The sequence below is a fragment of the Dietzia cercidiphylli genome (genome assembly GCF_014145145.1).
Lineage (GTDB): Bacteria > Actinomycetota > Actinomycetes > Mycobacteriales > Mycobacteriaceae > Dietzia > Dietzia natronolimnaea.
The window spans coordinates 1-11,822 of sequence record NZ_JAALEA010000088.1; the positions used below are offsets into that span (position 1 = coordinate 1).

An 11,822-nucleotide genomic window follows, 5' to 3' on the forward strand; every position below is an offset into this window, starting at 1 on the left:
GCGGCGCCGCGTCCGCTCCGCCGCGGTGCGTGCCCGCGGACGGCATCGTCGGCGTGCTCGCGCCCGTGCCACCGAGGTAGGCCGGGCGTCCCGCGTCAGTAGTTCCAGTCGCCCTGGCCGTCGAAGGCGCCGAACGGACGCCCGGGGCCGTTCTTGACGATGAACGGGTCGCCGTTGCGCGAGTTCTCGTAGTACCAGCGCGCGTCCTCGGGGCTGACGTTGATGCAGCCGTGGGAGACGTTGCGGACGCCCTGGTCGGCGATCGACCACGGGGCGGAGTGGATGTAGATGCCGTCGTAGCTCAGGCGGACGGCGTCGTTGATGATTGAGTCGTACCCGCCGTCCTCGATCCGCAGCCCGAAGGCCTCGGAGTTCATCCGCACGTTCCGGCCGCGCTGACCCGTGTAGTAGACGCCGTTGTAGGTCTCCCAGCCGCGCATCCCCGCCGACGCCCGCATGGTGCGCACGTGCTGGCCGTTTCGCGTCACGGTGATGTGCTTGGTGCGGTCGTCGTATTCCGCGATCAGCGCGTCACCCGTGCGGAAGGCCTGCTGCCGCTTGCCGCCGGCCCAGACGGTGACCGAGGTGTTGACCGGCCAGAAGGAGTGCGGGCGCCACCGCACCTCGGAGTTGTTGACCCAGTAGAACTTGCCCGCCACCGGGGGCTCGGTACGGATGCCGAGCGTGGCCTCCGCGCGGGCCCGGTCCGCGATGGGCCGGTCGAAGAAGAACATGACCGGCTGCGCCACGCCGACGATCTCGTTCTGCGTGGGGAAGACGTTGACGTCTCCGTACTCGGGCGCGGGTCGGTCGGGACCGATCACCGGGTAGGTGAGGACCGGCATCGCCCCGACACCCGGGATGAGCGGGGTGGGCAGCGGCGCGTTCTCCAACTGGGGGATGCCGGGCGGGCTCGGGGGCATCACGGACTGCGCGTTCGCCGCCGGGGCGAGCCCCAGGACGAGGGCGGCCGCGGCGAAGATCGAGGCGAGGACCGTGATCCGGGGCGAACGGGTCATTGCTACTCCTGGGGACGACGGAGACGAGGGGTACCTCTCAGACTAGGCGGAGGACTCTCTTAGGGTGTCGTGCGCCATATCGATTGTGTTTCACCCCGACCCGCGGGGGTCGGCCCGGCAGCCGGCTCAGTAGTTCCAGTCCCCCTGGCCGTCGAACTCGCCGAACTGCCGTCCCGGGCCGCCCACCACGATGAACGGATCGCCGTTGCGGGTGTTGTCGTAGTACCAGGCCGCGTCCTCGGGGCTGAGGTTGATGCAGCCGTGGGAGACGTTGCGGACGCCCTGGTCGGCGACCGACCACGGGGCGGAGTGGATGAAGATGCCGTCGTAGCTCAGGCGCACCCCGTTCTCGACGGTCGTGTCGTATCCGCCCGCCGTCCTGGACAGCCCCCAGGTGGAGGAGTCCATCCGGACCTCGCGGGCGCGCCAGCCGTTGTAGTAGATCCCGTTGTGGGTGGGGTAGGCGTCCCGTCCCGCGGAGGCCCGCATAGTCCGGACGACCTGGCCGTTGCGGGTGACGGTGACCAGGTGGGTGGCGTCGTCGTAGGTCGAGACGACGGCGTCGCCGGTGCGGAAGACGTTCTCCCGCCCGCCGGCCCACACGGTGACCGAGGTGCCCGCGGGCCAGAACTCGTGCGGCCGCCAGCGCAGTTCCGAATCGCCGACCCAGTAGAACCTGCCCGGGACGGCCGGCGCCGTGCGGATCCCCACGGAGGCCTCCGCCCGGGCGCGGTCGGCGACGGGGCGGTCGAAGCGGATCATGACGGGCTGCGCCACTCCCACGGTCTCGTCGCGGGTGGGGTAGACCGACGCCACCGGCTCCACGGCGGGGCGCGGCGGAGCCGGCACGGGGATCGTGAGGACCGGTTGAGAGGCCAGCCCGGGCAGCTGGGGGAGGGGCGCCGACTCCAGGCCGGGGAAGGCGACGGACTGCGCTGACGCGGCGGGGGCCAGGCCGACGACGAGGCCGGTCGTGACCAGGAGGGTCGCGAGGAAGCGGGATCGGCGGGACATCGTTTCTCCTTCGGCCGCGGGCAGGCGGGCGGCGGTGATGGTTCGGGCGGGTGGAGTCGGGCCACGACTCACTCAAATCACATGCGCCACACAGGCAACATCAGTAACAGTACCTCGGACCGCGGGCGGCTGGGTACCCGTTGCGCCGGGCGGGCTCCACGGGTCCGATCCGTGCGGCCCCCGGGGCGCCGGGCGACAGTTCCAATGTTCATTGGTAACGGCGCTCGCAGAACCGCTGGTAGATACTCCGACTCCGTTTATTGACCCAAAGTCAACAGAAGAACCGCAGATCATGGCCTTGCCTGCGCCACGGGTGCAACATAGAGTTCTTCCAGTCACCGGCCGGGGGGTGCGGTGGCGAGGTGAAGTGCGGACGAGGGGCTGTTACTTCACGACGAGGGGCCGGTATGAATACCGGGGCACCTGGGGGGGTGTCGGCCCGCCGCCTTCCGAGGCGAGCGTGGATTCCGGAAGGCGCGATGCGCAGTCCGCAGGAGGGAACGGCGTCGGATGCTGAGGGGCTCCGGCGTCGTTCCCCATTTCCGCGCCGGGCGGCCCGGGTTCAGTCGAGGATGTGCTCGGCGACCCTGCGCAGGCCCTCCAGTGCCCGTGCCTCGGCATCGGGCGAACGCGGCGTCTCCGGGCTGATCAACGTGATGTGCCACAGGTCGTTGTCCGCGATGAGGATCGTGTGGACCTCGACGCCCCCGCCGGTCGGGGCCGCCACGCAGTCGATGTACGCGGTATCGAGTTCGGGTCGGACCGGGGCGGGCGCCTCGGGAGCGGCCGGGGGTGCATCCTCGATCGACGCCCCGTCGGCTCCGCGGATCTCCGAACACGCGTACCGCACCCCCAACATCGCGGGCTGGCCGCGCAGAGCGGCCTGGGGGCCCCCACGTGGCTTGACCACCCCGGCCGCGAAGGTGTCCGGGATCTCGTCCCGCTCACCGGTGGTGGTCCGGGTGGTCGTGGGCGAGGTCGTGGGCATGGGCTTGACCTCCGTGGTGGTGTCGGCCCCCGCCACGGACTCCGGCTCCTCGCCCGTCCCGTCCCCGGGGTCGGCAGTCCCGGTCGCCGTCGTCCCTGTCGCCGTGCCTGTTCCCGTCTCCGACCCGTCTTCCGCCTCCGCCTCCGCCTCTGCCTCGGCCTCCGCCTCCGCCTGCTGCATCTCGTACAACTCGGGCGATCCCGGACCGCCGTAGGTGCACATCAGGCCCAGATCGCCGGAGCCGATGGGCTCGACCTCGGGCATGTCGGCGTCGGTGAGCTCGATCAGTTCGGCGGGCGTCAGGTCGAGGAGTTCACACGCGTTCAGCCGAGCATCGGGGGCGGGTCGTCCCTCGACCATCGCCGCGGCGATGTCGGGCCGGGGTTCCGGCGAGATCCGGGGTGGACCCGTCTCGCCGGCGTCGGAGAAGCCGAGCGCGGAGCACCCCGACACGGCCACCATCGCCGCCGACGCCACGAACCCCCGGGCGATTCGTCCCCCGGTTCCGGGACGGGGTCGCTGCGATCGCATGGGCCGATCCTACGACGTCGGCGTCCGATCCCTGATCCCGACCGTTCCGCGGACGCCCGCCCGGACGGGTCAGGCGTCGCCGGGGAGGATCTCGGTCGCCCTGATGACGGCGTCGAACGACTCGCGGATCCGGTCCTCCAGGAGGGTCGGCGACTCGTCGGTGCGCCACTGCTCGACCGCCACCCGCACGATCGCGATGGACGCCGCCGCCACCGTCGCGGCCTCCACGGACCCGGGATCCCTGCCCTCCCGGCGGGCCACCAGGGCGGCCAGTTCCTCCTCTGTCCGGGACAGGATCGCGTACACCTCGGTCCGGATCCCCGGTTCCCGCCGCCACATGTCGTGGAACCGGTTGAACAGAGGGGTCTCCTGCCGGGCCATCGCGACCTGCAGCCACAGCAGGCGGGTGAGCGCGGTCAGCGTGGACACGGACCGGTCGGTGAGGAACAGGTGCACCGCGTCGCGGTCCGGGGGGAAGGCGTCCGGGATGCACGCGGCGGCCTTGGAGGGGAAGTAGTTGAAGAACGTCCGACGGGACACGTTGGCGGCCTTGGCGATCTGGTCCACCGTCACGGCGTCGAGCCCCCGCTCGAGGGCCAGGTCCAACGCGACCGAGGAGATGGTCTCGCGCAGCTCGCGCCGGCGATGCTCGGTGCGGTCGGCGCCCTGCGCCTGCGTGGGTGGGCCGGTCATGTGGGCGCCTCCCCGTCGGTGGTCGATGAGTGTCGGTCTCTCAGTTCGGTGGTGATGACCTTACCCAGCGGGTCGGGTCCTATCCTGGTCATCATGCGTATCGCCGCCACGACCCTTCTCGCACCCCTGTCCGTCGTCCTGCTCGGCGTGATGGCGGGGTGCGGCGGGGACACCGAGCCGGCGCCGGAGATGGGGACGATCCGGACCGCGCCGCCGGAGACCAGCGAGCCGGAGATCCCGCAGGTCGAGCCGGTGACCAGTGCGGAGTGCCCGTACCTGTCGGTCGACGAGGCGTCGAGGCTCAACGGCGAGCTGGCCACCGACGTGCGGATCGACGACCGCGTCGACCCCGCCGCCTGCTTCTTCTACAGCGCCGACGGGGCCGTCCAGCTCACGACCACCGTGTACTCGGTCGAGTCGGAGGAGCGGGCCACCGAGTTGGTGGACGGCTCGGCGCCGGTCGGCGAGTCGGAGCGCTCGCACGTCGAGGGCGGGTGGACCGGTGGCCGCACCGGCGGCCCGGGGGGCGCCCTGGTGGTCCTGGCCCGCGGGACACAGGTCCTGGCGGTGCAGTCCACGCAGGAACAGTCGGTCAAGGTCCAGCGGGTGGCCGAGCTCGTCGCACCCCGGGTGGCCGACTGAGTCAGGGGGCCGACGTGCTCAGGGGGCGGGCGGGGAGGCCGCGACCGGGTCGACAGCCACGTCGGAGTACGGCATGAGCGCCTCGACCGCGGGGAACACCACCTCCATGAGCAGCAGGAACACCGCCGCCACCAGGACGACCACCAGCACGATCCGCACCGGCGTGGGCCCGGGGAGCCTCCGGTAGAGCCAGGCGTACATCACCGGCCCCCCAGCTCCGCGGGGACCTCGCCGGGTACCCGCGCCTCGCTTCGTTCGAGTACCGCGTGCACCACGAGCCGTTCCGCCGCCGAATACTGCGGATGGCACGTGGTGAGCGTGGCCAGGGGCAGCAGGTCGGGGGAGGCGGGCTCGGCGCGTCCGGGTACCGCGTCGATCACCCACACGTCCTCCGGGCGGACCACCGAGACACCGGACAGTCCCTCGTACATGCCGGACGTCGCGCGGTCGGCGAGGTCCGTGGGTAGGCATTCGGCGGCCCGGGCGCGGGCCGAGGCGCGGTCGGGGGCGTCCACGGGCAGTACGCGGTAGACCAGCCACCGGTCCGCCGTGGCGTACACCAGGGCGTCGCACGAGCGCAGGGCGTCCAGGTCGTTGAACGGCGATCCCCGGCCCACCCGGTGCCCGGCGACGGCGAAGTTGCCCGGTTCGCCCGGGTCCTGGGTCTCCGTGTAGTGCCCGGGCCCGGTCTCCAGGGCCGCGTCGCTGGTGCCGGAGACCACGGCGAACCGGTAGTCCGAGCCGAACGCAGGGATGTACAGGCGGGCGAACGCGGTGCCGTCGGCGAGTCCGGAGAGCCCCGGGTCCCCGTCGTCGACGCCCGTACCGCGACCCCGCGGGTTGTCTTGTCCACCCCACCGCTGGTCCAGTTCGGCGTCGGCGGCGGACTGGGCGCGCGCCGCGCCCAGGTCGGTCCACCACACCTGGTAGACGACGAAGAGGGCCAGCACGACGCCGAGGGTCACCAGCACCTCGCCCACCACACCCGCCGCGCGCGTCACGAGGGTTCCGTGACCATCCCCAGGATGAGCTCGGCCATGCTCCGTGCCGTCATCGCCGAGGTCTCGACCTCACCGAGCATGGCGGCGGTGACGGAACCGTCGTGGAGGATCGCCAACCGGTCCGCCAGGTCGGCGATGTTGTCGGGGTCCTCGAGCCCCATGCCGGCGAGCTCGGAGCGGAGGGTCGAGGCGACCCAGGCCCGCTGGTCGGACACCGCCGCCCGGATGGCGTGCTCGCCGTCCGTGCAGGGGCGGGGGAACTCGATGGCGGCGGCGAGGTGGCACGAACCGGGGGTCGCGGGCTCCACGCGCTCACGGACGATGTCGAACAGGGCGAGGATGCGTCCGCGCGAGTCCGGCGCGGCGTCGGCGCGTCGCTGCCACAGGGCGCGGTCGCGTTCGGCCATGGCCCGCAGGTACGCCACGACGAGCTCGTCCTTGGAACCGTAGGTGTTGTAGAGGCTGGCCTTGGCGACCTTGGATTCCCTGAGGATCCGGTCGATCCCCACCGCGCGGATCCCGTCCGTGGAGAACAGGCGGGTCGACGTGGCCAGGAGCCGCTCCCGCGGTCCGGGTTTGGTCGACCGTGCGCTCGTCACAGGGGACAGACTATCGGCTGGCACCACGGACTCGGCGGGACCGGTGCCGTGTCAGGCCACACCGGGACCGATCGCCCGGCTCAGGCCGTGGGCTGTCCGCCAGCGGGAGGGCGGTCGCCGGTCACGGTGTCGTCGGTCTGCACGTCGGCCGGGTCGTGGGCCGGGCTGCTGTCCGGCCCGGCGGCCCCGGTGTTGCGCTGTGCCTTGTTCCTGCCTGCGGCTTTGTCATTGAGGAAGTCCCCGGTCTTCGCGACGGCCGAGTTCAGCGTGGCGGGGTTCTTCCCGATGTTCTTGATCTTGTCTATGAGGCCCATGTCCGGTCCCTTCTTCTCGTTCTCTCCGGTCGTGAGACGAACGGCCCGGCCCCTGCTGTGCGGGGCCGGGCCGTTCGGATGTTGCTTCGACTGGTGTCGGGGGTCAGACCCTCGAACGTCCGCGGCCCTTGATGGCCGAGACGATGAAGATGACGATGATCGCGCCGATGATGGCGGCGACGAAGCCCCAGATAGAGAAGGCCTCGGGCATCCCGCCGCCTTCGCTGGTGAAGAGCGACACCAAGAGGCCGACGATGAATGCGCCGATGACACCGGCTAGCACGTTGGCGACGAGGCCCATCTGGGCGTTCTTGCCCATGATCATGGACGCGATCCAGCCTGCGAGGCCACCGACGATGATCCAGGAGATGATGCTCCACAACATGGTGGTGTGTCCTTTCCCGAGAGGTACTCGGCCCGAGTGCGAGCCGCACCCACAGCAGAACACGCTTGCGCCCCGAACGCCTCCGGTCGGACCCTCTGTGGGGTTAATCGTCGCTTATTCGTTACTCACCTGCACCTCAGGTGTCATGTGAGCAGGACCCGTCAGGCGAGGTCCGCCGAGTCCGGGTTCTTCTGGACGTAGCGCTCGACGAACTCGCAGGCGGGCCGCACCCGCAGGCCCTCGTCGCGGGTGACCTCTAGGGCCTCGCCGATCATCCGCCCGGCGAGGCCGCGGCCGCCGAATTCCGGGTCCACCACGGTGTGCGGGAAGGTCCTGACGCCGTCGGCATCGCTGTAGTCGGCGAAACCCGCCACCACGTCGTCGACCACGATCTCGAACCGGTCGGCGGCGAGGTTGCGCCTCACCTGGACGTCCTCCCCGGCGCTCACGAGTGCGACTCCGGGCGCACGACCATCACCGGGCAGGGCGACGCCTGCAGGAGCGCCCGGCTGGTCGAACCGAGGACCATGCCGGTGAATCCGCCCCGCCCGTGGGACCCGACGACGACGAGCTGGGCCTTCTCCGCCTGTTCCACGAGTGCCGGGACCGCGCGATCGCGGGTGACGAACCGCTCGATCCGCACGTCGGGGTAGCGGTCGGAGAAGCCGGCGAGCCGCTCGGACAGGATCTCGAGCTGCTGTTCCTCGAGCTGCCGCCAGTCCTCGTCGGTCAGCGCGATCCCCGCGGCGGCGGCCTGGACCTGCGGGTCCATCCAGGTGTGCACCGCGATCAGGGTGGCGTCGCGGGCAGAGGCCTCGGCGAAGGCCCACGCGGTGGCCTTGGCGCTGACCTCGGAACCGTCGACGCCCACCACGACGGGGCCCGAGCGGTCGAGGTCGTCGGTGTCCTCACGGGTCACCACGACCGGGCAGAACGCGTGGCTGGCCACCGAGGCCGAGACCGACCCGAGGACCATCCCCTTGATCCCGCCCAGTCCGCGCGAGCCCAGGACGATCATCTTGGCCTTGCGGGAGTAGTCGATCAGGACCTGCGAGGGGTTGCCCTCGACGATCGCGTGCGAGACCTCGATGTCCGGGGCGACCTTGAGGGCGGTGGCCCTGGCGTGCTCCACGATCGGCTGGCACTCCTTCTCCAACTCGTCGTAGACGGGTTGGGGCGGGACCATGCCCTCGGCGAACATGGCGGCCGGCATCGTGTAACTGGTCACCAGCACGAGCGGGATCCGCCGGGTCGCGGCGGTGTTGGCGGCGTACGCGACGGCGCCGGTCGAGGCTGCTGAACCGTCGATGCCGACGACCACGGAATTCTCGAGTGAAGCCATACGCCCGAGGATACCGCCGCGGGTGGTTCGTGGAGGCGTTCTCAGAACTCGTCGGGGAAGGGGGCGTTGGGCGGGTACGCCATGTTGAAGCTGCCCTGGAACGCCGGGAGGAAGGCGCGGCCGGGTCCGAAGAGGAAGAAGTCGACAACGGCGTCGATCATGGGTGCTCCTGGGGTGAAGGGGGCAGCTGGAATGCAAGTGACGCATGAGGTGCCTGGGGCGAAAAGTGAGTGTAGCCCAACGACTAGACTCTGCATATGCCGAAGTCCGGACGTCCGCGAAGGCCCCTGCCGTTGCGTGACGGCGTGGACCCGGTCCGAATCCGGCTGGCCGACCCCGGTCGGGGGCCCCGCAGCATCCCCGAGGAGCTGCGCCGGCGGTTCCCCGACCGGCTCGCCGAGCTCGAGGCGGCCCTCGCCTCCGGTCAGGTGGTCACCGCCGACGGGGTGGCCGTCACCGACTCCACCCGGCGGCACCGGGGGATGGACGTGTGGACGTACCGGACCCCCGAGCCGGAGGTCGAGGTGCCCTTCTGGATCGAGGTCCTGCACGCCGACGACCGCCTCGTCGTCGTCGACAAGCCGCACTTCCTGGCCACCACCCCCCGCGCCGGACACGTCACCCAGACCGCGTTGGTGCGGCTCCGCCGCGACCTCGGGCTGGCGGACCTCGCTCCGGCCCACCGCCTCGATCGACTCACCGCGGGCGTCCTGGTGTTCACCGCCGACCCCGCCCACCGCGCCGCCTACCAGGACCTCTTCGCCGCCCGGCGGGTCGCCAAGTCCTATCTGGCCGTGGCCCCCGCGCCGGAGGGGACGCCGCACGTCCGTGAGCGGTCCAGCCGGATCGTCAAGACCCGCGGGGTGCTGCAGGCCGCCGAGGTGGACGGCCCACCGGACGCCCACACCCGGATCACCCTGCTCGAGGTGCGTGAGCCCGACCCGGGCGGGTCGGCCACGCCGCTCGGCCTGTACCGCCTCGAGCCCTCCACCGGGCGCACCCACCAGCTCCGCGTCCACATGAACGCGCTCGGGACGCCGATCCTCGGTGACGACCTGTACCCGCGGGTGCGGACGATCACCCCTGGTGACTTCTCCCACCCACTGCAGTTACTCGCGGAGTCGATCGGGTTCACCGACCCCGTCTCCGGTGCCGAACGACGATTCAGGACCCGCAGGTCGCTCGAGGCGTGGCCGTCCGGGAAGGCCCGGGCGCAAGATCCGGGCCATCCCCCATCGGCACCCGCTCCGAACTCCTGCATGCTTTAGGTCGACCACCACGATCCAGGGGAGCAGATGACCACGCAGGCCGAGACCCAGCACCGGGCGGAGGGCGCGGAGCTCGCAGCCGTCGCCACCGACCTCGTCATGACCTACGGCGAGGGCGAGACCGAGGTCCGCGCGCTGGACCACGTCAGCGCCTCGTTCGAGCGCGGACGGTTCACCGCGATCATGGGCCCGTCCGGCTCGGGCAAGTCCACGCTCATGCACTGCATGGCCGGTCTGGACCGACCGACCTCGGGTTCGGTGCGCGTGGGTGACACGGAGATCGTGGGCCTGGCGGACAAGGAACTCACCGCGCTGCGCCGCGACCGGATCGGGTTCGTGTTCCAGTCCTTCAACCTCGTCCCCACCCTGACCGCCGAGGAGAACATCACGCTCCCGCAGGACATCGCGGGCCACGCCATCGACCGCGCGTGGTTCGACGAGGTGATCGGGCGGCTGGGGATCGCCGACCGCCTGTCCCACCGCCCCTCGGAGCTGTCCGGCGGACAGCAGCAGCGCGTCGCCTGCGCGCGTGCGCTGGTGGGGCGCCCGGACATCCTGTTCGGCGACGAGCCCACGGGCAACCTCGACTCCACCTCGTCGGCGGAGGTGCTGTCGATCCTGCGCAGTGCGGCGGACGATTTCCAGCAGACCGTCGTCATCGTCACCCACGACCCGCGTGCCGCGACCTACGCCGACCGCGTCCTGCTGCTCGCCGACGGCCGGGTCGTGCGTGAGCTCTCCCATCCCACGTCCGACGAGATCCTGGCGGCCATGGGCGCGCTCGAGGAGCGGTGATGGCCGCCCGCCACGCCGCTGGTCACGCCCCCAGCCATTCCCGGCCCATGCTCCGGGTGTCCCTGCGCAACATCGCGGCGCACAAGCTGCGACTGGTCCTGTCCGTCCTCGCCGTGGTGCTCGGCACCGCGTTCGTCACCGGTTCGCTGGTGTTCACCTCGACCCTCAAGAGCACGTTCGACGGCCTGCTCGACCAGGGCACGCAGGACCTGTCCGCGATGATCGAACCCGAGGACCCCCGGGGCGCCGGGGTGCCGTTCGAGGTCGCCGACCGCGCCCTCGGACTGCCGGGCGTCGAGGCCGTCACCCCCGGGGTGACCGGCACCGTGGTGATGTTCAACGCCGACGGCACGCCCTACCAGTCGGGCGGCGCCCCGTCGGAGGGGCTGGAGTGGGTCGAGCCCGACCAGGCCGTCGGGAGCAGCAGCTGGATCTCGGACGGGCGCGCTCCGGCCGCGGACGGCGAGGTCGTCCTCCCCGAGTCGGTGCTGGACAACGCGGGACTCTCGATCGGCGACTCCGCGCGGGTGTACACCACCTCCCAGGGGATGATCGACGTCACGGTCGTGGGCTCGTACTCCTCGGAGACCGACGTCGGCGGCTACGTCGGGGTCGGCTTCACCTCCGCACAGGCCCGCGCCCTGTTCACCGACGGGGAGAACGCCACCAACGTCGCCGTCCGCGCGGTCCCCGGCGTGAGCCAGGAGGAGATGCGCGACACGCTCGCCGCCGAGTTCCCCGAGTACGAGGTGAGCACGGGCGAGGAGGTCAAGGAGAGGCTCTCCGCGCAGCTGTCGACCATCCTGGACTTCGTCAACTACTTCTTCGTGGCCTTCGGCCTGATCGCGCTGCTCGTGGGCACGTTCATCATCTACAACACCTTCTCCATGCTGGTGGCGCAGCGGCTCCGCGAACTCGCCCTCTTGCGGGCGATCGGCGCGACCCGCGGGCAGCTCACCCGGTCCGTGCTGGCCGAGGCCGCGCTGACCGGTCTGGTCGGGTCCGCGATCGGCGTGCTGGCCGGGTTCGGACTGGCGAGGGTCATCTTTGCCGTACTCGACGCCTTCGACCTGGGGATCCCCTCCGGGACCCTGGCACTCACCCCGATGTCCGTCATCACCCCGCTGGTGCTGGGCTTCGTCGTCACCGTGTTCTCCGCGTGGGCGCCCGCCCGCCGCGCCGGTCGCGTCGCCCCGGTGCAGGGCATGCGGGTCGGGGCCGCCTCCTCGGA

The 11,822-nt window shown here is 71.2% G+C and carries 15 protein-coding genes; 4 read left to right on the forward strand and 11 right to left on the reverse strand.

Annotated features, from left to right (window positions below):
• Positions 1–95 precede the first annotated feature (95 nt).
• The 4 genes from G6028_RS03990 to G6028_RS04005 all read right to left on the reverse strand — a co-directional run bounded on the left by G6028_RS03990 (position 96) and on the right by G6028_RS04005 (position 4,245).
• Positions 96–1,019, reverse strand: coding sequence for a L,D-transpeptidase (locus tag G6028_RS03990; RefSeq protein WP_182658114.1), 924 nt, complete (start codon positions 1,017–1,019; stop codon positions 96–98).
• Positions 1,020–1,145: 126 nt separating this feature from the next.
• Entirely contained in the window at positions 1,146–2,033 is an 888-nt protein-coding gene (locus G6028_RS03995; protein ID WP_182658115.1) for a L,D-transpeptidase, read from the reverse strand.
• Between the two features lie 562 nt (positions 2,034–2,595).
• Positions 2,596–3,552: a hypothetical protein gene (locus tag G6028_RS04000; protein ID WP_182658116.1), complete on the reverse strand. Its 957-nt coding sequence runs from the start codon at positions 3,550–3,552 to the stop codon at positions 2,596–2,598.
• A gap of 69 nt (positions 3,553–3,621) precedes the next feature.
• Positions 3,622–4,245, reverse strand: coding sequence for a TetR family transcriptional regulator (locus G6028_RS04005; protein WP_179523581.1), 624 nt, complete (start codon positions 4,243–4,245; stop codon positions 3,622–3,624).
• Between the two features lie 93 nt (positions 4,246–4,338).
• On the opposite strand from G6028_RS04005, the gene G6028_RS04010 reads away from it, so the two are divergent.
• Entirely contained in the window at positions 4,339–4,887 is a 549-nt protein-coding gene (locus tag G6028_RS04010; protein WP_182617062.1) for a DUF2020 domain-containing protein, read from the forward strand.
• 18 nt (positions 4,888–4,905) lie between these two features.
• Here G6028_RS04010 and G6028_RS04015 read toward each other — a convergent pair whose 3' ends face one another.
• From G6028_RS04015 to G6028_RS04045, 7 genes are all read right to left on the reverse strand, one after another.
• Positions 4,906–5,088 carry a hypothetical protein gene (locus G6028_RS04015; protein ID WP_182658122.1) on the reverse strand — a complete coding sequence of 61 codons (183 nt, stop codon included), beginning with the start codon at positions 5,086–5,088 and terminating at the stop codon, positions 4,906–4,908.
• Entirely contained in the window at positions 5,088–5,888 is an 801-nt protein-coding gene (locus tag G6028_RS04020; RefSeq protein WP_338404141.1) for a class E sortase, read from the reverse strand. The genes G6028_RS04015 and G6028_RS04020 overlap by 1 nt, the downstream gene beginning before the upstream one ends.
• Positions 5,885–6,487 carry a TetR/AcrR family transcriptional regulator gene (locus tag G6028_RS04025; protein ID WP_182610642.1) on the reverse strand — a complete coding sequence of 201 codons (603 nt, stop codon included), beginning with the start codon at positions 6,485–6,487 and terminating at the stop codon, positions 5,885–5,887. Before G6028_RS04025 ends, G6028_RS04020 begins: the two co-directional genes overlap by 4 nt.
• Before the next feature lie 80 nt (positions 6,488–6,567).
• Positions 6,568–6,801, reverse strand: a complete 234-nt coding sequence (locus G6028_RS04030; protein WP_182658117.1) for a hypothetical protein — start codon at positions 6,799–6,801, stop codon at positions 6,568–6,570.
• Positions 6,802–6,904: 103 nt separating this feature from the next.
• Positions 6,905–7,186 carry a GlsB/YeaQ/YmgE family stress response membrane protein gene (locus G6028_RS04035; protein WP_182658118.1) on the reverse strand — a complete coding sequence of 94 codons (282 nt, stop codon included), beginning with the start codon at positions 7,184–7,186 and terminating at the stop codon, positions 6,905–6,907.
• A gap of 161 nt (positions 7,187–7,347) precedes the next feature.
• Positions 7,348–7,635, reverse strand: coding sequence for an N-acetyltransferase (locus G6028_RS04040; RefSeq protein WP_182658119.1), 288 nt, complete (start codon positions 7,633–7,635; stop codon positions 7,348–7,350).
• Positions 7,632–8,528 carry a universal stress protein gene (locus G6028_RS04045; protein ID WP_182658120.1) on the reverse strand — a complete coding sequence of 299 codons (897 nt, stop codon included), beginning with the start codon at positions 8,526–8,528 and terminating at the stop codon, positions 7,632–7,634. Before G6028_RS04045 ends, G6028_RS04040 begins: the two co-directional genes overlap by 4 nt.
• A 257-nt stretch (positions 8,529–8,785) precedes the next feature.
• On the opposite strand from G6028_RS04045, the gene G6028_RS04050 reads away from it, so the two are divergent.
• From G6028_RS04050 to G6028_RS04060, 3 genes are all read left to right on the forward strand, one after another.
• The gene (locus tag G6028_RS04050) at positions 8,786–9,796 is read left to right on the forward strand and encodes a pseudouridine synthase (protein ID WP_182658121.1); all 1,011 of its coding nucleotides are present in this window, start codon (positions 8,786–8,788) and stop codon (positions 9,794–9,796) included.
• A gap of 27 nt (positions 9,797–9,823) precedes the next feature.
• Positions 9,824–10,591 carry an ABC transporter ATP-binding protein gene (locus G6028_RS04055; RefSeq protein ID WP_179523574.1) on the forward strand — a complete coding sequence of 256 codons (768 nt, stop codon included), beginning with the start codon at positions 9,824–9,826 and terminating at the stop codon, positions 10,589–10,591.
• A partial coding sequence (locus tag G6028_RS04060; protein ID WP_241730527.1) for an ABC transporter permease occupies positions 10,591–11,822 on the forward strand: 1,232 nt, incomplete at its 3' end. The genes G6028_RS04055 and G6028_RS04060, both read left to right, overlap by 1 nt.